Here is a 23,546-nt window from a genome sequence, read left to right as displayed (position 1 = left end):
AACCTTATCAACCCAATTACGGAAGGTTGTCTTGACTTTTAAGACGGTATCTACAGCGCAGCTCTTCATAACGCTTGATGTGGATAACAGTATCTACGGCCCTTAATCCCGGTGTCGGCAAGCATCGGCCGGCAGTTTGGAGAAAATCGGGTGATTGGCAAGCCGGTAGCATTCGGGGTAAAACACGCCGCCCAGGTACAGGCCGTGGGGCGGGGCGGTAACCCCGGCAAGCGCGCGCTTCCTGACCGTCAGAAGTTCCTGAATCCAGCCGGCCGGCTGTTTGCCCGCGCCGACCGCGATCAGGCTGCCGGCGATATTGCGGACCATGTGGTGCAGGAACGCGTTGGCGGCGATGTCCATGATCACACGGTCGCCTTCGCGGTACACGTCGACGAAATGCACCTGCCGGAACGGGCTCTTGGATTGGCAGCCCTGCGCCCGGAACGAGGAAAAGTCGTGATGGCCGATCAGGAATTGGGCGGCCTGATGCATCCGGTCCGCATCGAGCGGCGTATAGCACCAGGTCGTCTGCGTCGGCGTCAGGGCCGATTTGACCGGCCGGTTCAGAATGATGTAGCGGTAAAAGCGCGCGATCGCGCTGTAGCGCGCATGAAAGTCGCCGACCGCGGGTTTGGCCCAGAGGATCCGCACGTCGTCGGGCAGATGGGTATTGCCGCCCATCACCCAGGAGTAAGGTTCCCGTTCGGCGGCCGTGTCGAAATGCACGACCTGTTCGAGCGCGTGTACGCCGGCGTCGGTGCGCCCCGCGCAGATCGCAGTGACGGAATGATTTGCGACTTTCGCCAGCGCCCGTTCGAGCTCGGCCTGGATGCTGCGCCGTTCGGCCTGGAATTGCCAGCCGAAAAAGGCGCTGCCGTCGTATTCGATGCCGAGGGCGATGCGGCTCATATGGCGGACGTTAAAGTGTAGGGTACGCTGCGCGTACCTTTTCCCGCAAGAATCGATCCGGTCATATCGGATACGGTATGCGTAGCGTACCCTGCGCGGGCTGTCCGAAAGGTCGTGCTAGTCTTCATGAATGTAAACCCTGATGCCGGCTTCGATACGGTCGAACAGTTCCAGCACATCGGCGTTGAACATCCGGATGCAGCCGTGCGATTCGGGTTGGCCCCGCATCCCTTCGTCCGGCGTGCCGTGGATATAGATATAACGCCAAGCGCTGTCGATCTCGCGGTAACGGTTCTTTCCGGGCTCCAGTCCGCCGAGCCAGAGGATGCGGGTCAGAATCCAGTCGCGTTCCGGGTGCAGGCGACCGAGTTTCGGACTGTAGATTTCGCCGGTCGGGCGGCGGCCCTTGAAGACGCTAAAGAGCGGCTGCCCCGCGCCAATTTTTGCGCGCACCCGATGCCAGCCGCGCGGCGTGCATTCGCTGCCTTTCCGTTCGCCGGGGCCGTTTTTCGCGGTCGAGACCGGGTAGGTTTTGAGGGGCTGCCCGTTTTCGACCAGCGTTAGACGCTGATGGGCGATTGACACGTCGAGGTAAATGTCGGCCATTATTTGACCGTCTTTATTTGACGAACAGCGCCATCGATTCGACATGCCCGGTCTGCGGGAACATGTCCATCACCCCGGCTTTGACCAGCTTGTAGCCGAGTTCGTTGACCAGGATGCCCGCATCCCGCGCCAGGGTCGACGGGTTGCAGGAGACGTAGACGATCCGCTCCGGCTGCCATTTCTTGAAATATTTCAGCACTTCCGAGGCGCCGGCCCGCGACGGGTCGAGCATGATCTTGTTGTATTTGCGGTTGAACCAGGGATGGTCAGAGACGTCTTTGCTCAGGTCGGCCGCGTAGAATTCGACGTTTTCGATTTTGTTATGTTTTGCGTTCTCTTTTGCATGGTCCACCAGCGGCTGATCGCCTTCGACGCCGACCACGCGGCCGGCGTAGCGCGCCATCGGCAGCGTAAAGTTGCCGAGGCCGCAGAACAGGTCCAGCACCGTATCGTGCTCGTTCAGTTCCAGCGTTTCGAGCACCCGGTTGATCATCTGCCGGTTGATTTCGTAGTTGACCTGGGTGAACATCGCGGGCCGGAACTTGAATTCGATGTCCTGGTCGGGCAGGGCATAGGTCGGGATCACTTCCGGCTCGCCGTCGAGCGGCACAATCGAATCGGGTCCTTTCGGCTGCAGGCAGATCGACACGCCGTGTTCGCGCGCGAAAGCGCGCAGCTTGTCCTTGTCGGCCTCGGTCGGCGGTTCCATCACGCGCACGGCGAGTACGCATTGCTTGTCGCCGATCGCCACTTCGATCTGCGGGATTTTCTCGCGGATGCTGAGCCCTGAGATCAGCTCGGACAGGTCGATCAGCTTCTCGCCGACGGTCGGGTGCATGACCCGGCAACTGTCGATCTCGGCCAGATAAGGATGGCGCCGTTCGCGGAAACCGACCAGCGTGCGGTTTTTCTTCGCGACATATTTGACGCCCATCCGCGCTTTGCGCCGGTAGCCCCAGTGTGGGCCGATCAACGGCTGCCAGAGTTCGGGCACGGCGACCTTGCCGATCCGTTTGAACTGTTCCTTCAGCAAATCCTCTTTGATGTGAATTTGCTTGGCGGCTTCGACATGCTGAAAGCTGCAGCCGCCGCAGACCCCATAATGCGGGCAGGGCGCCTCGCTGCGTGCCTGATTGCGGGTAATCAGGTTCACGACCTTGCCTTCGGCGAAATCGCGGCGGATTTCGGTGTAAACGAATTCGACTTCCTCGCCGGGCAGCGCCTCGTCGATGAACACGGCCTTGCCGTCGACATGCGCTACGCCGCGCCCATCATGGGCGAGCGATTCGATCGTGGTCCGAACCGGCGTTTCCGGTAAGGTTTTCTTTCTTGCTCTGTTGCCTGCCATCTGTTATTTCTGTTTCCAGCTTCCGTTCGAAGATTGCACCCACCAGCCGGGTTGGGCGTTGCCGATCCAACGCGCGGCGAAGGTTGATTTAATTTGATCCTGCCATTCGGGATGGCCGTTCGCGTTGGCGATTGCCTGATACAGGCGCTGCCGGTCCTGGTTTTCGGCCGCGACCAGTTTACTGACCTGATTCCGGTCTTTCAGCGGAATGTTCGCGCCTTCGCGGACCGTCAGGAAACCGTCCGCCTTGATCCCGATGTAGCCGGCCGCATAGTTCGGCTGTAGCGAAGCGAAGCGTTTCTCCATCGACGCGCGCAGCTTACGGATATCGGGGCTGTCGATCGAAAGATCGGCCTCGGCCGCTTCCGCGGAGGAAATAAACAGCGCGACCGCTTGGTCGATCCTGCGGTAGAGCTCCGCATGGTCGTCGCTCCGGCCGGATTTCGATTGCGGTTTCGGCGGCGCGGCGTTCTGAATGTCCTGGATGATTTCGTCGGCCGCTTTTTCGGCCGCCGCGGCCGGAAAATAGATATTGATCGTGACGCAGGCGGAAAGCAGCAGCGCGCCCAGGAGGGAAAGTTTTTTCATGGGTTTTACCTGAAATTATTTGATAATGACTTCATCCGATGCGGTTACGCGTTGCAAGCGCTCGATCAGGACATTCCAGTCAATGCGTGAATTATACCCGATCACGTCGATTCTCGGCAGGCCGCCGCCCTTGATGATCCGGTAGCCGCCGTTTTCGGCGGCCTCGATCCCCATCATCTGGCAGACGCCGTCGTGCAGATAGCAGCCGAGGCCGATTTCGTCGTAGCCGAAAGTATCGAAGAAGCGCAGGAAACTCCGCGACAGCAGGTCGGCCGCGCCGCCTCCGCCGATGTTCGCGATATTTTGCACCGCTTTCTGGCTGATCCGGTGCCGCGAATCGTCGTCTTCCGGCGTGCCGAACCAGGCATAAAAGCCGACCGGGCGCCAGTTTTCGAGCTGCAGGTTTTTGACGAATCCCGACAATCTGCCGGTAATCCCACCGAACTCGAATTTGCGGGTGATTTGGTCGAGATCCAGGCGGTCCAGTTCGATTTCGGCGGAGAGTCTCGGAAAATCGCCGAACAGGCCCGAGGACGCCAAGTTCGCGATCCTGACGTTGCCGTCGAAGACTTTGACGTTCAGTTCCCCTTTCAGTTGCAGCGTGTCGTCCCGGTATTCGACGCCGGGAATCCGGCCGCTGACCGTGCCCGACAGCGGCGTCCAATGCAAGGCGCCGGTCAACTGTTCGAGCGAGACGTTATTCAGGCGCCCTTCGAAATAGACGTCCGGTTCCTGTTCGGGATGGCTTTGAAAAGTGAACCGGTTCAGCGCGAGGTTGCCGCCCAGGAATGGCAGGCGGGTTTTTTTCAGCAGTTCGATCCGGTTCGCATGTGCCGAAAAAGCCAGGCGGGCCGGGCCGAGCGGGAGCGAGTACAGTGACAGTTTTTGCCAGCCTAGCGCCGAAGGAACGGCTGGATCGGGATCGTTCGACCAGTAGATCGAGCCTTCTCCGCCTTCGACGCCGATCCGGCCGTTTTCGTCGTGTACCGCAAGGCCGGCGAAGTTTAGCGCCAGATGCGTCAAGGCTTGTCCGGTCAAGGTCAGTTCCGCTTTTGCGCGGCCTTCTAGCGAGAGGCCTTCGAAAGCGGTCTGTTCGGCGAAAGGTTTCAGATAGACCGATGAGAAGCGCGCCAAATCCTCCGACTGTACGGAGAAGTTGGCTCGGGTCAGCTTCACCTGTGCACCGGTTTTGATTGATACCCGGCCGCTCGCCGCGGCGGTTCCGGCATGTTCAAATGCGAACGTGTCGATATCGAGGCGTTGCCGGAGGGGACGCCAATTGCCTTGTCCGACCAATTCGATCGCCTCCTTGCCCGTTTCGAGATAGACGGGTTCCAGGTACAGCGCCCCGCTGGTGAGTTGCTCAGCGATTTGCCAGTGCCAGTGCTCTCCTTCGCGGATGGCGTGGATTTTCGCGTTGGCGGACAACGTTTCGGTGGCGGCCTTGCCGTCCGGCGTTTGCAGGGTAAGCCGATCGAGCCGGGCGGTCAGGTCGATCTCGTCGATGTCGTCTTTGGCGCCGGAAGCCAGGAGCTCGAAGTCCAACTCGCCGTTTTTGATTTCGACCGGTCTGAAGCCGAGCTGCTTCTGAAGCAGCATGCCGTCGAGTTTTTCGCCGGTCAGCCTGACCTGCCAGTGCATCGCCTGTTCGGTCATTTCGGCGTTAAGGATGCCGCCGAATAGCCGGAGGCCGGTTACGGTCGCGCTGCTCGATTTCTCGCCGAGCCGGAACGAAAACGCCGCCTTCGGCGATCGCCAGCGCTTCGAGTCGATCCTTGCCCGGCCCTGCTCGCAGACGGTTTGATGGTCGTTCCATTTGAACGCGGTGCAACGGATGTCGGCCAGTTGCAGGTCGTCGAGCGGTTTCGGCAGGGTTAGCTTGCCGATCGTCAAGGCCAACTGCTGGCGAGGGTTTGGGATGCCTTCGAGGACGAGGCGGATGTTTTCGAGTTTCCAGCCCTGGGCGTTCAATGCGCCGATATCGAGCGAGACGTCATCGATTGCGGCACTTGCGGTGCTGAATAGCAGTATAAGTGTGACCCAAAGTTTGATGGATGCGCTTCGCTTATCCACCCTACATACCGCTCTCAAAACTCCGTCGATATACGGGCGGCGATCAGTCCGGAAACACGCCGGTCGATAAATAGCGGTCTCCCCGGTCGCAGATGATCACTACGATCACCGCATTTTCGACTTCCTTTGCCAGTTGCAGTGCCGCATACACCGCGCCGCCGGAGGAGACGCCCGCGAAAATGCCTTCCCTCGCGGCCAATGCGCGGGTCGTCTCTTCGGCCGCGTGCTGGTCGACCAGGATGATCCGGTCGACGCGGCCCGGATCGTAGATTTTCGGCAGGTATTCCTGCGGCCAGCGGCGGATGCCGGGAATTTTGGATTCGCCTTCCGGCTGCACGCCGACGATCTGGATCGCCGGATTTTTTTCTTTCAGGAATTTCGAAGTGCCCATGATCGTGCCGGTGGTGCCCATCGAGCTGACGAAATGAGTGGCGGTTCCCTGGGTATCGCGCCAGATTTCGGGGCCGGTGCCTTCGTAATGCGCGCGCGGATTGTCCGGATTCGAGAACTGGTCGAGAATACGCCCTTCGCCGTTCGCTTCCATCCGGCGTGCCAGGTCGATCGCGGCTTCCATGCTGCCGGCGGCCGGTGTCAGGATGATCTCGGCGCCGTAGGCCTTCATCGAAGCGCGGCGCTCGGCGCTCATGTTGTCGGGCATGATTAGGGTGATCCTGTAGCCCTTGATCGCGGCCGCCATCGCGAGCGCGATGCCGGTATTACCGCTGGTCGCCTCGATCAGGCGGTCGCCGGGCTTGATTTCGCCGCGGGCTTCGGCATGCTGGATCATGCTCAAGGCCGGCCGGTCTTTCACTGAGCCGGCAGGATTGTTGCCTTCCAGTTTAGCCAGGATCGTATTGCTGTTCGGGCCGGGCAGGCGCTGCAGGCGGACCAGCGGCGTGTTTCCAACGAAGGATTCGATGGTGGGAAACTTCATGTGCGATCGGGATAATTTCACTCAATTGGCGGAATTATCCCACAAAATGGGAGAAACAGGCGGGTGGAATTTCAACGCGTGTTAACGGGGACGGAACGATGGGAATAAGGGCGAGGGACGTTTTATCTTTGGAAAAGCCTTGCCGGTTCGGGATGAAAAAAGACCTGCCGGGTTTTAAAACCCGGCAGGTCTGGAGTAAAGTAGGGAGGTAATGGCTGGAAAGCGCCTGAAATTTGGTGCCGAAACGGTACGGATTTTGTCCGTCCCGGCTTTGGTTTAGCGGTTGTTCTGCAATGCCGCAATCCGCTCTTCCAGCGGCGGATGGCTCATGAACAGGCGCATCAGCCGGCCGTCGCCGTTGATCCCGAAAGCGGCCAACTGGCCCGGTAGCGTCGCGGTTTCCTGAGTGCGCTGCAGGGCGCGCAAAGCGCCGATCATCTTCTGGCGCCCTGCCAGATGCGCGCCGCCCGCATCGGCCCGGAATTCGCGGTAGCGCGAGAACCACATCACCAGCATCGAGGCAAGGATGCCCAGTGCGATTTGCGCGACCATCTGCACGATGTAATAGGCCGGCCCGTAGCCGCGTTCAGTTTTGAACACCGCGCGGTCCACGACATAGCCGATCAGGGTTGCGAAGAAATAGACGAAGGTGTTTACCACGCCCTGCATTAGCGCCATTGTGACCATGTCGCCGTTCGAGACGTGGCTGATTTCGTGCCCGAGTACCGCCTCGACCTCGTCGGCGCTCATCGATTCCAACAAGCCGGTGCTGACCGCGACCAGAGCGCTGTTTTTGTTCCAGCCGGTCGCGAACGCATTCGCTTCAGGCTGTTGGAACATCCCGACTTCGGGCATGCCGATATTCGCCTGCCGGGCCAGGCGTGCGACCGTGTCGACCAGCCAGCGTTCGGTTTGATTTTGCGGCTGCTCGATCACATACACGCCCATCGCGTTTTTCGCGGACCACTTCGACATCATCAGCGAAATGAACGAGCCGGTCATCCCGATCACGGCAGACATCACCAGCAACGCATTCAGATTCAGGTTGACGCCGTGCGCATCGAGGGCGCCGCTCAAGCCCAGTACGTTGAAAATGATACTGATCACGACCAGTATCGCGACATTGGTCGCTAAAAACAGAAAAATTCGCATCATGGTGTTTGCCTTTTATGACGGGTTTTAGGATATCGACGAAATAGGGACTGAATAAGTAAATTCAATACGGGTCAGAGTGATAATATACAAAAAAGTTTAAAGGAGGGTGTTATGAAGCATTTGAAATCCACCTTGGTTGCGGCCCTGCTGGTCGGCTTGGGATTCTCCGCCTGTGCGCAGCAAGTGGCGCCCGAAGACGTGATTGCCAAATTGAACGTGCCCCGGGGATTTTCGATCTCGCTGTACGCGCGGAATTTGCCGAACGTGCGCAGTCTGGCGCTCGGTGACGACGGCGTCGTGTTCGCGGGCACCGGCCGAGAAGGGAAGGTGTATGCACTGCAGGACAAGGATCGGGACGGTACCGCCGAAACGCGTTACGTACTCGCGGAGGGTTTGACGATGCCGAACGGAGTCGCCTATAAAAACGGCGCGCTGTATGTAGCCGAAATCAGCCGCATCTTGCGCTACGACAATATCCTGCAAAATCTGATCAGCCCGCCGAAGCCGTCGGTGGTGTACGACAAGCTGCCGACCGACATGCACCACGGCTGGAAATACCTGCGCATCGGTCCTGACGGCAAGCTTTATACCGCGGTCGGCGCGCCCTGCAATATCTGCAATCCGGAAAGGCCGGTGTATGCGTCGCTGGTCCGCGTCGACGCGGACGGCGGCAATTTTGAGATTCTGGGACGCGGTATCCGCAATACGGTCGGGTTCGACTGGCAGCCCGGAACCGAGGCCCTGTTTTTCAGCGACAACGGACGCGATTATTTGGGTGACGACCTGCCGCCCGACGAGCTGAACCGCTGGTCCAGGACCGGCGAGCATTTCGGCTATCCCTTCTGCCACGGCGACGCGATCGCCGATCCGGAATACGGCAAAGGCAAGCAGTGCTCCGACTATACGCCGCCGGTCTGGAAATTCAAGGCGCATGTCGCCGCTTTGGGTATCCGTTTCTACCGCGGCGAGCAGTTTCCGGAGCATTACCGGAACCAGTTGTTCGTCGCCCAGCACGGCTCCTGGAACCGTTCGGTGCCGGACGGTTATCGGGTCGTGCTGGTCACTTTCAAAGACAATAAACCGGCCGGCGAAGAAGTCTTCATCGACGGCTGGCTGACCAAGGACGAACAGGTGCTCGGCCGGCCGGTCGACGTGCTGACCTTGCCCGACGGCAGTTTGCTGATCAGCGACGACCGTCTCGGCGTAATCTACAAAGTGCAATATCAACAAGGCAAATGAGCAAAACCTTTGAAATCATCAGCAAGGAAATCGGCTACTCGGGATTTTTCCGTTTGGAAAAATACCGGCTCCGGCACACTTTATTCGCCGGCGGCTGGAGCGGCGAAATCGAACGCGAATTGTTCGGGCGAGGCCAATGCGTCGCGGTTTTGCTGTACGATCCGGAACGGGATGCCGTCGTTTTGATCGAGCAGTTCCGGATCGGCGCGATCGGCAGTCCCGAACGGGCCTGGCTGGTCGAAATTGTCGCCGGTGCGGTCGAGGACGGGGAGACTCCTGAAGAAGTGGCCTACCGGGAAGCGGAAGAAGAGGCCGGCTGCGCGATCGAGGAACTGGTCAAGGTGATGCAGTTCTATACGTCTCCGGGCGGTTATTCGGAAATGATCACGCTGTTCTGCGGCAAGGTTGACAGTAGGGAGATCGGCGGCATTCACGGGCTGGATCATGAAGACGAAGACATTCTGGTGCGCGCCGCGCCTTTCAGCGAAGCCTACCGGATGCTCGAAAGCGGCGAGATCGAGTCCGCGATTCCGATTCTGGCGGTGCAGTGGCTGGCGCTGAATCGCGACCGGCTTCGGCAGCAATGGAGTTGTTAATTAAGGAGTAAAAATAAAGATACTTAAGATTTTATTTAACCAACATAAAAATATGTAGGAGTAAGAATAACGGTTAAAAATTGGCACATCATTTTTTCACGCATCCATAAAATATTTATGCAAATGTTTTGCAGGCCGGGGCATCTATTTGCCTCGAATACTCGCTGATTTTGTGACTAATAAAATTATCATTAAAATAAATGATGAAAAGATTATAGGCTCTCAGAAAAAGGGTGTAATTGCTGACCTCTTGTGATATATAGGCGTCTGCAAGGGAAGAGGTTATGCTAGGGAGCGATTCGGCCCCCCCCAACACTCCTATCTTTACTTCGTTCAGTGCGCGCATTAAGAGAGGATTTCCTCTCGTACTCGACAGGTAGGGGCTTCAAGAATTGGGGAATACCATTAAGTTAAGAAAAATCACTTCTTCCGGTCGCTGAAGGTGGAGAGGGCAGCGGCAGAATGCCGCCTCTAAAATGGGGACTCTAGAGTAGAGTTGTCAGTGCTCAGCAGACCATCGATCTTGTTATTTATTGGCGGGGCGTGGGGTGAGGATGGACGGAATATAATAAACAGTCACAGTTTTTCATGACCAAGACTTGCAAGCTTGGGAAAATGATAAGCATCAAAATGTATGAGTTATCTTTAATACAGCAGAGTTTTCAGCAGGTCGAAAAACACCAGCGTTACACACAATAAAAATAAATTATGCCTTGTTTACTACTATTTTGGCGATTCTGACAGCTTTTAGGGGAAAATAGTGAAATTTAAATTGAAATCTCGGTTACTTCTGCTGCAAAGCCTTGCATTTTTTATTGCTTCGGTTAGTGCCATTAATCCCATATTCGCTGCACCTGATAATCAAGGCAATAAATTCATATTGGGTTTCATGGAAAATTACCGGAACGACGGCAACCCAAGCAATATATATCTGTATTTAACTACTGCCGCTCCACAGGGTACTACGGTAACGGTGGAAGCGCCCGGCTACGGGCCACAGTCTTTCCCTGTGTCTCCCAATACAATTACCTCGGTTTCTAACCTACCTTTATCCTTGCGGGCCAGCGGAAGCGGGACCATTGAAAACAAAGGCTTATTGCTATCTGCACCTGATGAGTTCGTGGTCTATGGTTTAAATCAGCAGAAATTTACCACCGATGCTTACCTGGGTCTGCCGACCGACCTTGCCGGTACGGAATATATCGTGCCTTCGTTTCCCAGTGCCAAGAAAACGCTATCGAGCGAACTGCAGGTTGTGGCGCATGAAGATGGAACCGTAGTTACTTTTACGCCGACAAGAGCGACTGTCAAGGGGCGCGATGTCAAGTCGGTACAAGCCGGAAAGTCGGCACAATTTACTTTGAATCGGCTGCAGAGCATTCAGTTTAAGGCAAAGGGGGGGTATCCCGCCGATTTGACCGGTTCGATAATTACCGCATCCAAACCAATATCGGTTTTCGGCGGTCATCAATGTGGGGTCGTGCCGAGTAAATCTTTGGCCTGCGATCATATGGTGGAACAGATTCCTCCCACAAATACATGGGGCACTTCATTTTTTACAACTCCTTTGGCTACTAGGAAAAAAGGAGATGTGTTTCGTATTCTGGCGGCCAATGACGGGACCGAAGTTCAACTTGACGGGGATAATGTTGCGCTGCTGAAAAAAGGTAAGTTCAAGGATGTAGATCTGGCATCCGGCTCTTTTCACCAGATTCAGACCAGCAAACCGGCGCTCGTTGTACAGTATTCAAAAGGCCAATCGGTCGACGGTGTACCTTCTGATCCTTTTATGATGATTATACCTCCGGCTGAGCAATTCGGATCAGACTATGTTGTCAGTACGCCTGCCAGTGAACCGGTTAGTTTTGTAAATTATATCAATATCGTCGCACCGACGAGCCAATTGGCTGGGTTGCGTCTTGACGGCGAGCCTATTTCCGCTTCCGCTTTTCTTATACCCTTCACTCCAATCGGAGCGACGGGATATTCCGGAGCGCAGGTATCTGTCAATATCAATGCTCATACGATTAATCATTTGTTGCCGAATGTGCCTTTCGGCGTTTATTCCTATGGTTTTGCGAGTTCCGACTCCTACGGTTATCCGGGCGGTTCAAGATTGGCCAAAATTGCGGAAGCATGCACAGCTACTGGGACCGAGCAAGGTGACGGGATAGACAACGATTGTGATCGTAGAATTGACGAAGAACTGTCCAATGGACTGGATGACGATGGCGATGGGAAAATCGATGAAGATTTGGCGCAAATGCCGTTCGAGGCCAATGCTGGAGGACCTTATACGGTCAATGAGGGCGGTTCGGTTACCCTTAATGGCTCGGCAGACTCCGATACGAATGCAGATCAACTGACTTTTGAATGGGATCTTGACAACAACGGAAGCTTTGAAATATCGGGTGCAACGCCTTCGTTCCAAGGCAGCGATGGCCCGTCTGTTCATTCTGTAACATTGAAAGTGGTTGGTCTCGGCGGTTCGAGTCAAGCTGTAGCCACCGTTACGGTTAACAACGTGGCGCCGACGGTCAATGCCGGCGCCGACGCGACCCTCAACAGAGGTTCGGCGTTCAATCAGTCCGGTTCTTTTAGCGACCCCGGCACTGACACTTGGTCGGCAACCGTCGACTATGGCGACGGTTCAGGCGTCCAACCCTTACCGTTGAACGGCAAGAATTTCGGGCTCAATCATCTCTATGCCGGTAACGGCACCTATACGGTGACCGTGACGGTGACCGATGATGATGGCGGCACGGGCAGCGACACGGTCCAGGTCAATGTCCAAAACCAGCCGCCGACGGTCAATGCCGGCGCCGACGCGACCCTCAACGGAGGTTCGGCGTTCAATCAGTCCGGTTCTTTTAGCGACCCCGATTCCGCCTCATGGTCGGCAACCGTCGACTATGGCGACGGTTCAGGCGTCCAACCCTTACCGTTGAACGGCAAGAATTTCGGGCTCAATCATCTCTATGCCGGTAACGGCACCTATACGGTGACCGTGACGGTGACCGATGATGATGGCGGCACGGGCAGCGACACGGTCCAGGTCAATGTCCAAAACCAGCCGCCGACGGTCAATGCCGGCGCCGACGCGACCCTCAACGGAGGTTCGGCGTTCAATCAGTCCGGTTCTTTTAGCGACCCCGATTCCGCCTCATGGTCGGCAACCGTCGACTATGGCGACGGTTCAGGCGTCCAACCCTTACCGTTGAACGGCAAGAATTTCGGGCTCAATCATCTCTATGCCGGTAACGGCACCTATACGGTGACCGTGACGGTGACCGATGATGATGGCGGCACGGGCAGCGACACGGTCCAGGTCAATGTCCAAAACCAGCCGCCGACGGTCAATGCCGGCGCCGACGCGACCCTCAACGGAGGTTCGGCGTTCAATCAGTCCGGTTCTTTTAGCGACCCCGATTCCGCCTCATGGTCGGCAACCGTCGACTATGGCGACGGTTCAGGCGTCCAACCCTTACCGTTGAACGGCAAGAATTTCGGGCTCAATCATCTCTATGCCGGTAACGGCACCTATACGGTGACCGTGACGGTGACCGATGATGATGGCGGCACGGGCAGCGACACGGTCCAAGTCACTGTCAATAATGTGGCGCCATCGATTACCGAGGCTTCATGGAACAATGGTTGTGATGCAGAAGTGACTGTAGCTTACTCTGATCCGGCAAACAACTTTGATAATCCGTACAGCCTTACGATCAACTGGAGAATATCATTTGAATCCTGTTCTTCGGAGTTTTGTTCTCCAATAGATTATCAGCAAACCGTCAGCAATTATTCAAGTGGTACCGCTGTCTCTCTTGATTACAATCCGGAAGCAGGCAGCTTTATTGGTAGTTACACGCCTACTAGCGTTGTAGTATCTGATAAAGACGGCGGCAGCGATATAATCACCTCGATTCCTAATAGTTGTGGTTAAAATTAAGAGAAATTTAGAGGCTGTTTGGAGGCGCTGATTTTCGAATTCACTTTCTAGGATTTTTTCCTCGGGGTTGAGATGATTCTGTATCAAAAGACGGAAAAATCGCAACCCGAACAACCTAAGCAAGAGCGAATGGTGTTATTTGAAGCAGCATCTGTTACAGGTCAGGTGGCGCCAAAGAAACAGGGCGTCACCAACCCGTGATGGGAGGCCAGGCAACCAAAGCGTCAAGTGCGCTGAGGTTTTTAGTGTGTGCGATTTCGAGGCAGGGAAACTGATGGTTTCAACGCCATCTGCTGATGGATAGTCTGGCTCATGGCTGTCGTGGTGGACGAGAACCAGGATACAAGATCAAGACGGTGCTCGCCGCTGCTAACTCATGCTGGGGATGTGCGGCGGCTTAGTGGTCGATAGATAGACTGGTTTGCAGAGCGTTTCAAGTTCTGCCGGACGGCGGTGCTTTGCGTGCTAAGCAAACGCAAAAGTCTTTGCTGTGGGCTTGCTGGTAGGAGGAGTATGCCTTCAGTTGTCTGAATCGGTATCGCCGCCTCAGTAAAATCGGTGGATATCCCGAAATTTGGCTTTACATTGCCATCAGACATTAGAGTGAGTTGCCGGGCTTGAAATAGGAATTTCCAAACAGCTTCAGCTTCTTAGACATTGTCGTCCGAATAAATCAATCACTGTATCCTGAATTATTGGGCCGGTGTTTTTATAGATTCGCTGGGCGCTATATCAACGAAAATATCACTGAAGAGTGTTTCCGCTAGCTGACACGAATTCCAAACCAATCTCGAGAATTTGCTACATGGGTTACTCGAAGAAAATTAGTTCTGTATCTATATTAAATATACAAATATACAAAATACAAAATGCAAGGGCAATTTAAAACTCAGTGCGCACTCCCGCGTTAATCGAATGCTCGGAAATATTTTCCCGTCCTACCATAGCTTCATAGGACAGAAACGCCGATGTGCCGTGCGTAAACGTTGCCGAAAGCCCTGCGCTCAGGTTCGCGAAATTGCGGCTCGAACCGTCGCTCAGGTTTACAAAGGACGTTTGCTGATTAGGAATGCTGCTGAAACTCCAGTTTAAGGGCCTGCTACCATTATGGAATTCGTGCACCCACTCGGCTCTGGCTATGGGCATTAAAACTCCGAAGGAGGTGCTAAACGCATAAGAAAGCTGTCCTCCTAAAGCGGTTTGCAGCGAAACGGCATTCTGTTTGTCAATTGTTGTAAGACCGCCGAAACCCAGCGCGCTTGAGTTGCTTGAATTTTCCTGATAGCCGTCGATCTGGACGTTTTGATAACTGACCCGGCCATAGGGACCATAGGTCAATCCTTGCTGATGAAAATCGTAGCCGCCGGTGACATTGAAGGAATAATCGTTGCCCCGAGTATTGCCGAGGGTGGTTTGATTAAAGCCGGGCAATTGGATGTTCCGGCGGGTGTCATACTCGTTCCACCCCCCCGAAAATATGGTATCGAGATAAAAGTCGTCGTTGTAATAGGTGCTGTAGAGCGAAAAACTGTAACCGTCCAGGTTCAGGTTTCCTCTCGAAGCATCAAAATCGGATTTGATCGCGTTATAGCCGAAGGTGCCGCCGAGAACGAAATTATCGGTAAAGCGGTAATCGACCCCCGCCGTTACACCCTGGCTGTCATACTCGAAGCCTAATTCCCGGTCCGTGCCGTCCTTATCGCCGACGCCGAAGTTGCCGTTAACGAATATACCCAGTCTGTCGAACGGACTGTCTTTGTCCCCACTGGCGCCGCCCCCGTTTGACTGACGGGAAAATCCGGATAAGGAACTGGGTAAAAACGCGTCTGTCGGCTGCTGATTAAGGCCGCTTACGTCGATTCCGCTGCCGAGGCCGCGGCGCAACAGCATCAGCCGGTTTTTTACGTTTCGGAATTGTTGATTTGCAATTGAAATTGCCAGAGTCGTTTGTGCAAGCGCCTGGTAGGGGGTCAATTGGTCACTGGCATTCGCGTATTGACTACAGGTCGATACGAGATCCTCTTGGGCAGGGGTAAGCGACAATTCACTTTGAACGAGTTCGCTGAATACAATGGTACAGGGATCGGGAACAGCATAGGCTTTGGTGGTTACAATCGCTAACCCGGTCGTCAAAACTCCATAGCCGATCTGTTGAATTAGTTTTGGCATAGCCGCATCCCCGTATAAATCTGTTGAAAATTCACGATTCCGCTCAAAACTGTAGTTAAGATGCCCAGCTTCCGCTTGGGTAATTGTTAGATGGAATCTAGCTGCGATTAAATCGCTAAGTGTTTTTCTTGTCAAGAATAATATCTCTAGAAATCAAAGCAGTATTATAGATTGTTGTTAAAAGAGGTAAAGAATTGCTTGATCCGTTTTGCCGATCTCTAGCACCCCGCGAGGACTATAGTGGTATTATCCCGTGCTCCTCGGGCCAGGCAGAGTTCCAATAATTCAGGAAGGGCCTGTTCGAGCGCGACCGAGTTTAAAACGGTTTCGATTTCGTTATCGCCGACTTCCTTGTTCAATCCGTCGCTGCAGAGCAGATAGATGTCTCCGGGCCTGATTTCGTGAATCTGGGCTTCGAGGAATAACTCCGGATCGGCGCCGACCGCATGCGTCAGAACTTGCGCATAGGGATTGCTGTCGGCTTCTTCGCTGCTGTAGCCTTCCGTGAGCATTTGCGAGGCGTAATTATGGTCGCGCGTGAGTTGTCTCAATCGCCCTCGTCTATGCAGGTAAACCCGGCTGTCGCCGGACCATAAACAGACGCCGTGATGGCGGCTGGCCAACAGCATTGCGACCGTACTGCCGACGACCGAATCATGGCCGTTATCGACGGCCATCTCGACCAGCAGCCGATTGACGCCGAGCAGTTTGCGATAGATGTCGGCAACTGAGGCGCCGAGCCATTTTTCCTGTTTGAACGACTGCAAGGCGTTCACGATCGCCGCACTGGCGAGTTCGCCTGCTTCATGGCCGCCCATGCCGTCCGCGATCAGCCATAAATGTTGCCCGGGCAGGTCGAGATAGGCATCCTGATTGATCGCGCGTACCTTGCCGATATGCGTGGTGGCATAAGAGTCCCAGGAAAAATCACGCATCGGCATCAAGGCGAAGACAAAGTGCCCGAGGATTGACTTGAAGAATGGTTTTCTCCCCAGCCCCATTTTTGCCAATCCCCGTCGAACATCGCGGCGACGCTTTCCACCGGGGGCAGTCCTTCGCTGAATAAAAACGATGATGGAATCTGTTCCGAGCCTTCCGTCCACCACAGGCTATAGGCAAGGCACCGCTCCCGCAGCACCCGGTCCAGAAAGGGGGGGATCAAACCGTTCAATGCATCCAGGCTGTTCAGCGGTTGACGCCAAACGGCGAGGAACGGCGTCCGGTCGTGCCGTTCGGTCAACGGCAAACAATCGGCCGGGATCGGGCCGATTGTTTGCCCCAGGCGGTCGATGGCCTGATTGAATTCATCCAGATCATAACCGTCCTTCAGGCAGGAAAGCGCGATTTCCTCGATTTGCGAGAACCAGGCCGTTTTTTGCATCGCCACGAAAGGACTTATTTCCGCGTTGTTCATCAGGGCGATCGTCATCGGATAGTAGCGGCCAATCCTGTCCACGCTGGGCATCAAAACGCCCATCCAGCCGCTGTTTCCGCAAATCCCCGGCGACAGGGCGAAATGGTACAAAGGGCTGGTCAGATAATGGTTCAGCCAGTTTTCGCCCAGTTGCCGGCGGCTGGTCAGAATCGCCTCCTGCAGCCAGAGATCCCAGGGTTCGATAAAACTGCGCGGCAGGCCGCGCGTGACGAAATCGCCATGGGTCGGCACCTTGCCGTAATAGCCCAGGATATTTACAGATTCGGCAGACATCTGAAGGTTTGCAGTTCCGATAATTGGAAAGGATTGATCGCGCTGCTCGCGGTCAGTTCGAATTTTGCCTCGCGTCCCTGAATGTTAAAGGTGACGATAAAGGTGGTGGGATTGGAGGTTTTGGTAATTTCGGCTTCGTCGAAAACCCGGAACAATGCCCAAGGACCTTCCTTCGAGAGTCCCGAATCGCCCGGCAAGGGCGGCAGCAACTGGACCCTGACCTGCCCCGAATCGTTCGGTCCCGGCCATTTCATCGATACCGGGCGTACCGGGCCGTGGGCGTAAGTCAGCACTTGGCCGTCCACATCCAGAACGAATTGGGTGATGCTGGGGCTCATCGAGATCGGCTTCAACTTGAAGCTGACCGCAGGCGTCTGCTTTCCCATCCGGAAGAAAATGTTTTTGATCGTATCGGCCAGTTGAAATTGTTTCAGGGTTGCGGCGGATAAGCCGGAGCCGGATTCGCCGCGGGTATTCCAAACCCAGTCGCGTCCAGTTTTTTCAACCGACGGAGCCAGGTATTTAGTGAAAAAAGTGTCTACCAGCCCGTTCGGCCCGAAGAAGAAGGTGAAATCCTCGTAGGTAATTTCACGCGAGCCCCGCGCGATCGGATAGAGTCCCTGGATGGCCTTTTGGCAGAACGGCAGGACCTGGGATTTCCACGAGTCGTTCAGGTGTTTATGGATGCCGCCGCTGACCAGGTCGTTGCTGCCTTCGGCGATATTCGCCATCATTTTGCTGACCGGAAAAGGATTGCGCTTGCCTTCCAGGGTGACTTTGTTGATCACCTGGACCACCTGTTTGCGCTGTTCCAAAGCCAGTTCGTCGCCGGTGGCGTTCAATAGCGAGTTCAGGTAGACATACAGTTCGTTCAGCGTGGACAGCGAACGGTCCAGGGGCGGCGGGGAGCCGTCGAGGGTTGCCACGAATTCATGCAGTTCCTTGAAATGTTCGGTGACCAGATTGGTGGTGACCGTGGGCGGCGCCGGGTTCAGCGCTTCCGGCGTCTTGCTGATGATCGTGTCGAGGGTCGAGCGCGCCGAACTCAGCGTGCTGCTGGCTTTGTCCAGCAGGGATTTGTCTTTTTCGGCCAGGCAGGCAAAGCTGGTTTCCTTGTCTACCGCCTGCAGCAGCTGGCGGAGCGGCGAATGTTCGCCCGATACGATGTTCAGGATTTCGACCATTTGCGTCTGGCTCGAAAACGGTTTGATCTGCATGTCGGACAATAAGCCGTCCCATTGCCGGATATAATCCTCGAGATAGTGCTTGAGTACGCTTTCTTTAATATCCTTGACTTCCGCATCGGTCAGCGCCGCCGCTTTTTCGGCCCCGACGATCCAGTTGTCGCCGGCCTGCCGGTCGATGATCTGTTCGCTGTTTTTCAGGAAAAGGTTGCGGTAGCCCGCGCAGGTAAAAAAGCCCGGCACGCCTTTGGTCAGCGGCGCGCCGCTTTTGGTCGCGAGCACCAGGAGCGCGTCGCGCCCGGCTTTTTCGGCGATTTGAAAATCCGGAATCTCCGCATCCGCCAGCTCCAGCTTCAGGCGCGAATAGATCCGGTCCGCTATCGGCGTATTTTCCAGAATGCCGCGGGTCTGGCGGATCAGCGCGCCGTCCAGCGGCCGCGGCAAAGGCACCGGACGCGTTTCCAGCAGCGCGTCCAGGTGCCGGTTCAGCGATTCGCGTTGGTCGTTGCCGACATCCGGCGGCAGATTATGCTTCCAGTCCAGCGTAATCCAGGTGCGGATTGCGCTCGGGTCGTAATGCTCATTGTTAAGCATCAGATAGACCTTCAGCGCTTCATACAGGTATTCGCCGTTGTCCGCATTGTTTTGCAACTGTTGTTCCATGCGGTTCATCAGGCGCGACAGGAACAGGTCCTTGAGCAGTTTGCGATACAGCGAAATCGCCGCTTCGCCCAATTTGTCGCCCTGGTATAAGCCGAAACTCAGCATCAAAGGCGTGCCTTTTTCGCGGTCGCCGTAGCCGCCGGGAAGGCTCCGGGCTTTATCCAGGATCGGCAGCAGCGCCAACGGATTGGCGTCTTCCGGATTCAATTTGTTCAGGTTGGCCTGCAATGCTTGTGCCTCTGCTGCCACGTCCCGGATATAAGCTTTATTGCCGGCAAAACTGGCCAGCCAGAGCAGGGAGAAGAGCAGGGCGGCTCCGCCGACCGCGGCGAAGGCGCCGCGCTGCAGCCAGACGCGCTTGTTTTCGAGTTTGAGATTGGTGCCGGCAAGTCCGGATTCCCTGAAGATCACATCGGACAGCAGGCGGTTGATGAAAAAGCTCTTGCCCTGGCCGGCCGCGGCGGAAAGGTTTTGCCGGTCGAGCCCGAAATTGCCGGCCAATGCGCCCATAATCCGGTCTATCGGCGATCCTTCCTGTGTTGCGCTGGTGAAATAAACGCCGCGCAGCATCACCGTATGCTCGTAGCGCGTCGGCTGGAAAATTTCGTTCAGAAAGGGCTGGATCAGGTCCTGCAGCGAGGCGAACTGCTGCGGGAAGGTATAAATATAATTACGCCGTTCGGCGCCGCGCTCGCGTTCCAGTTTGTCGACCAGCTGATTTTGCAGGCGCTGCGCCAGCAGGTCGAATTCCGCGGCGAAGCGGTCCACGGTAACTGCGGCGGGATTTTCTTCCAGTTCGAACGTCATGCCCCAGACCTCGGCGCGCCGGTCGCGGTCGAGGTCGTCGAAATATTCCATGAAGCCCGCGAGCAGGTCGCATTTGGTGAACAGCATGTAGACCGGAAAACGCATGTTGAAGCGTTCGTGCAATTCCTGGATGCGTTTGCGGACTTCATGCGCGGCGGCTTGCTGTTCGGCCTTGCTCCGGGTCAGCAGGTCGGCGATGCTGATTGCCACGATCGCGCCGTTGATCGGCCGCCGCGGGCGGTATTTCTTGAGCAGGTCGAGAAAGCCGAGCCAGGCGCTCTGGTCGACGCGCTGGTTGCTGTCCTGCGTGGTATAACGGCCGGCGGTATCCAGCAGCACGGCTTCATCGGCAAACCACCAGTCGCAGTTGCGGGTGCCGCCGACTCCGCGGATCGCGTCTTTGCCGTATTGGGCGGACAGCGGAAACTTCAGGTCGGACGTTTTCAGTAAGGTCGATTTGCCGGAGCCGGGCGGGCCGATGATGATGTACCAGGGCAGCTGGTATAAAAACTGCCGTCCGCTCCGGCCGCCGAGTTTGGCTTTCTTCAGGATTGACAACGCATCCTGCATTCGCTCCTGCAAGGTTTGCAGTTCGTCTTTCGAGGCCAGTTCGTCCGGGTTCAAGGCCGCCTGCGCGGGGGCCGCCATCACCCCCAGCATCCGGCTGTTCATGCGTTTGGCCGAGAGATAGGACCAGAGGCGGACGGCCAGCCAGACGGCCGCAACCAGCATGATCAGTCCCCAGCGGCGGCCTTCCGGCTCCAGTGGCGCATGGCCGGCAAACGCGAACAAGGGGCCGACGAACCAGATCAGCAATGCCAGGCCGATCAGGCCGAGCAGGGAAATGAACCAGCGTGCTTTAATAAAATTGAAGAGTTTCATTATCGGTAAAATCCTGGGTCGATCATCCGCGCAGCAGCGTCCTCGAAAATTATTTCAACAGGGTGACTTCAACGCGCCGGTTCCTGGCTTTACCTTCGCGGGTTGCATTGGAAGCCACCGGTTCGAGGTCGGATTTGCCTTCGATGGTCGTTCTGTCGGGCGATTTGAGGTTCTGTTCGATCACTTCGGCAACCGCTTCGGCGCGCGCCTTGGAAAGATGCCAATTGGAAGGAAAGCGGGCGCTGCGGATCGGGGCGTTGTCCGAATGTCCGGTGATCAGCACCTGTCCGGGCAATTGGTTCAGCGATTCGGCGATCCGGTACAGGAGCGGGTAGATCTTGGGATTGACGGCGCTGCTGCCCGATTCGAACAGATTGTCGCTTTGCAGCGTTACGATGCTGCGATGCGTAAGTTCGGTGACATTCAGAAGTTTGAGCGCGATTTCGTTCGCGAGCAGGCCCGATAAGGTCAACTGCGGTTCCGCGGCTGGCGGAGGCAACGGTTCCTGTTCGGCGACTTGGATGACCGGCGGTTTGATCGCGTGGATCGCTGCAAACACGGGATCGGATTCATGGTTCAGCTTCAATAAAAACAGGCTGAAAATGACCGCGAGCAGGGCGGCGGCGGCCGCGCCGAACACCCACAGCGGCACCAGCCTGATCAGCGGGTTGCGCCGGTCCACCACGCCTTGCCAGTGCGGGGACAGGGCCGGTTCGGCAAGGCCTCTTTCCTTTTGCAGAATCTGGTACAGCCACTCGCGGATACCCGCCAGCTTGTTCTTGCCGCCTTCGACCAGGCGATAACGGCCTTCGAATCCGAGCGCCAGGCAGATATACATCAATTCGAGCTGGTAGCGGTTCTTTCCGGGATTCTGCGCCAGCGATTTCAGCAAATCGAAGAAGCGTTCGCCCCCGGACACTTCTTTATGGAAAATGCTCAACAGGCTTTGTTGCGCCCAGCCGCTCTGGTGTCCCCACGGAGTATTGATCACCGCTTCGTCGAGTACCGTACAAAGCACGTAGCGCGCGCTCGAAATGGTTTGCGTGTCGATCTGTTCCGCCTGTGCGGCCAGTTGAAATTGCTCGATTTCCTTGACCAGTTTATTTTTGAGTCCCATCGGGTCGGCCTGGTAATGCGAGGTATTCAGCCGCGTCACCAGTGCCAAGAGGACCGAAGCTGCCCGCTCCAGCGGATTCAGCCGGCCCAGTTTTACCAGCGGGACGGCTGCGGCGGACCGCACCGGTTCCGGCGCCGGAGGCGGCTGCACGGTGGTTCGCCGGCCGCCCGGCACGGGACGGATGACGGTCCGGTCGTCGGACGGCGGGGAAAAAAACGGGTCGTCTGAGTGCATAACGATTATCCTCTGATTGCCCAGAATTCGAGCTCAAGTCCCGGGTATTCGCCGGAGAAGTGCATCGCGATCGTGCCGCTTTTCTCCAGCTCCTGCCAAAGCGGGTTGTTTTTATCGAGTCTGAAATAACTCATCCCCTTATGGTAGGGCAGTTGCTTAGGCGCCACGGCCAGCGTGGTGAGTTTGATGCCGGGAACCTGCGCCATCACGAAATCGCGGAGTTTCTCGACCGTGGTAATGGTCGTTTGGCGGGGCAGTAAAGTGATCAGTTTTTCGGTGGGAATTTGCGCGTTGACGGCGAGCACGAATTCGGCGGATTGCAGTAATTGGCGGTCCGGGATGATCGCCGTACGGATCTGGTGCGGATGCTCTTCGAGCGGAATCGGTATCGCCCGGGATTCCGATACCCAGCTCAGTGCCTCGCGCAATGCGGCCACCACCGGTGGGAAGCAGGCCGTTAAATCTTCGTGGCTATACACCGGAAAAGCCTCGGGCCGGCGCTCGGGCCGGGTCATGGTCGCGAGTTCGCCGACCATCTGCAGCAGGACACCGTATAAGGTTTCCGGATGCAGTTCCCGGACGGTGGCGAAGTGCGCCAGCAGCGGCTGATAACGGTTCACGACCTGCAGCAGCAAAAAATCGATGATTTCCGCCGCACCGCCGGCGCCGGGCGAACCCAGCCGCTGCGCCAGCGCGCTGCCGCGGTGCTGCAGAATGCCCTCGATCTCGCGGATATAGGCGCTTAACGGGGCGGCGCCGCCTGCATGGAGGCCGGTCGGAATGAACTGGCTGTCGAGTACGACCTGTTTATCGGATTTGATTTCGTTGATGCGGGCGATCGGAATTGCAACGAAAGCGTCCCTGTTTTGTCGGGCCAGCAGGAAGCGGGACCGGATTTCACCGCTTTGCAGGGTGGCGCTGTCCTGGCCCGAGGGCGACTGCAGATCCTTGATCTCGATTTCCCGCATCCGGTAACGGCTCAATTCATCGTCGCCGTTTCCCCATGCGATTTCCCTGCCGGTGACGCGGCCGACCGGAAGCGCCAGAAAGACGGTTTGATCTTTGGTATCAGTGGCGACATCCAGCGGCGTCGGCGCCGAATCGTGGTCCGGAATGCTGAAAGGCGTGCCGTCCGGAAAAATGCCCCGGCAGGCGGTCACCGCAAACTTGCCGAGCGTCAGCAGCTGCTGATCGATTTCGAGGTGGGTGACGCCCCAGGCGTAGCACTGCAATCCTCCGCAGCGCGCTTCGACCCAGTGCTGGAAATGCCGCTCCTGTTGTTGAAAGTGGACAGGGCGGAGAAACATGCCCTCCGTCCAGATAACCTTATTATTCCAGGACATATGTTTACCTTGCGTGCCCAATGGGCGCAATGAGGATGA

17 protein-coding genes are annotated in these 23,546 nt (G+C 56.4%); 4 read left to right on the top strand and 13 right to left on the bottom strand.

Annotated elements, in window-relative coordinates; genetic code table 11:
- Positions 1–102 precede the first annotated feature (102 nt).
- From truA to htpX, 7 genes are all read right to left on the bottom strand, one after another.
- The gene (gene truA, locus JJL52_RS17135) at positions 103–909 is read right to left on the bottom strand and encodes a tRNA pseudouridine(38-40) synthase TruA (protein ID WP_202053713.1); all 807 of its coding nucleotides are present in this window, start codon (positions 907–909) and stop codon (positions 103–105) included.
- Positions 910–1,026: 117 nt separating this feature from the next.
- Entirely contained in the window at positions 1,027–1,515 is a 489-nt protein-coding gene (locus tag JJL52_RS17130) for a L,D-transpeptidase (RefSeq protein WP_202053712.1), read from the bottom strand.
- 13 nt (positions 1,516–1,528) lie between these two features.
- On the bottom strand, positions 1,529–2,863 hold the full coding sequence (gene rlmD, locus JJL52_RS17125) for a 23S rRNA (uracil(1939)-C(5))-methyltransferase RlmD (protein WP_202053711.1): 1,335 nt from the start codon (positions 2,861–2,863) through the stop codon (positions 1,529–1,531).
- Positions 2,864–2,866: 3 nt separating this feature from the next.
- Positions 2,867–3,451, bottom strand: a complete 585-nt coding sequence (locus JJL52_RS17120) for a YdbL family probable chaperone protein (protein WP_202053710.1) — start codon at positions 3,449–3,451, stop codon at positions 2,867–2,869.
- A 15-nt stretch (positions 3,452–3,466) separates the two neighbouring features.
- Positions 3,467–5,524 carry an AsmA family protein gene (locus JJL52_RS17115; protein ID WP_202053709.1) on the bottom strand — a complete coding sequence of 686 codons (2,058 nt, stop codon included), beginning with the start codon at positions 5,522–5,524 and terminating at the stop codon, positions 3,467–3,469.
- A 43-nt stretch (positions 5,525–5,567) separates the two neighbouring features.
- Positions 5,568–6,458 (bottom strand): cysteine synthase CysM, encoded by an 891-nt coding sequence (gene cysM, locus JJL52_RS17110; protein WP_202053708.1) that lies wholly within the window; start codon positions 6,456–6,458, stop codon positions 5,568–5,570.
- Positions 6,459–6,734: 276 nt separating this feature from the next.
- A complete protein-coding gene (gene htpX, locus JJL52_RS17105; RefSeq protein WP_202053707.1) occupies positions 6,735–7,613 on the bottom strand; it encodes a protease HtpX in 879 nt (292 codons plus the stop codon).
- A gap of 111 nt (positions 7,614–7,724) precedes the next feature.
- On the opposite strand from htpX, the gene JJL52_RS17100 reads away from it, so the two are divergent.
- From JJL52_RS17100 to JJL52_RS21615, 4 genes are all read left to right on the top strand, one after another.
- Positions 7,725–8,852 (top strand): PQQ-dependent sugar dehydrogenase, encoded by a 1,128-nt coding sequence (locus JJL52_RS17100; RefSeq protein ID WP_202053706.1) that lies wholly within the window; start codon positions 7,725–7,727, stop codon positions 8,850–8,852.
- Entirely contained in the window at positions 8,849–9,448 is a 600-nt protein-coding gene (locus JJL52_RS17095; RefSeq protein WP_202053705.1) for an NUDIX domain-containing protein, read from the top strand. Before JJL52_RS17100 ends, JJL52_RS17095 begins: the two co-directional genes overlap by 4 nt.
- Positions 9,449–10,208: 760 nt before the next feature.
- A complete protein-coding gene (locus JJL52_RS17090; protein WP_202053704.1) occupies positions 10,209–13,394 on the top strand; it encodes a PKD domain-containing protein in 3,186 nt (1,061 codons plus the stop codon).
- Between the two features lie 78 nt (positions 13,395–13,472).
- Positions 13,473–13,601, top strand: a complete 129-nt coding sequence (locus JJL52_RS21615) for a hypothetical protein (protein ID WP_272901757.1) — start codon at positions 13,473–13,475, stop codon at positions 13,599–13,601.
- Between the two features lie 681 nt (positions 13,602–14,282).
- Here the strand turns inward: JJL52_RS21615 and JJL52_RS17085 are convergent.
- From JJL52_RS17085 to tssK, 6 genes are all read right to left on the bottom strand, one after another.
- Complete coding sequence (locus JJL52_RS17085; RefSeq protein WP_236994324.1) at positions 14,283–15,704, bottom strand: autotransporter outer membrane beta-barrel domain-containing protein; 1,422 nt, start codon at positions 15,702–15,704, stop codon at positions 14,283–14,285.
- 83 nt (positions 15,705–15,787) lie between these two features.
- Entirely contained in the window at positions 15,788–16,510 is a 723-nt protein-coding gene (locus JJL52_RS17080) for a PP2C family protein-serine/threonine phosphatase (RefSeq protein WP_202053703.1), read from the bottom strand.
- A complete protein-coding gene (gene tagF / locus JJL52_RS17075) occupies positions 16,510–17,277 on the bottom strand; it encodes a type VI secretion system-associated protein TagF (RefSeq protein ID WP_202053702.1) in 768 nt (255 codons plus the stop codon). Before tagF ends, JJL52_RS17080 begins: the two co-directional genes overlap by 1 nt.
- Complete coding sequence (gene tssM, locus JJL52_RS17070; RefSeq protein WP_202053701.1) at positions 17,259–20,813, bottom strand: type VI secretion system membrane subunit TssM; 3,555 nt, start codon at positions 20,811–20,813, stop codon at positions 17,259–17,261. The genes tagF and tssM overlap by 19 nt, the downstream gene beginning before the upstream one ends.
- Positions 20,814–20,862: 49 nt before the next feature.
- Complete coding sequence (gene tssL, locus JJL52_RS17065; RefSeq protein WP_202053700.1) at positions 20,863–22,164, bottom strand: type VI secretion system protein TssL, long form; 1,302 nt, start codon at positions 22,162–22,164, stop codon at positions 20,863–20,865.
- A gap of 5 nt (positions 22,165–22,169) precedes the next feature.
- Positions 22,170–23,507 (bottom strand): type VI secretion system baseplate subunit TssK, encoded by a 1,338-nt coding sequence (gene tssK / locus JJL52_RS17060; protein ID WP_272901756.1) that lies wholly within the window; start codon positions 23,505–23,507, stop codon positions 22,170–22,172.
- Between the last annotated feature and the right edge of the window lie 39 nt (positions 23,508–23,546).

The sequence above is a fragment of the Candidatus Methylomicrobium oryzae genome (assembly GCF_016745425.1).
In the GTDB taxonomy this organism is placed as follows: Bacteria; Pseudomonadota; Gammaproteobacteria; order Methylococcales; family Methylomonadaceae; genus Methylomicrobium; species Methylomicrobium oryzae.
The sequence above is the reverse complement of the archived record's forward strand: the minus strand, read 5'-3'. Positions and strand labels throughout refer to the sequence as shown.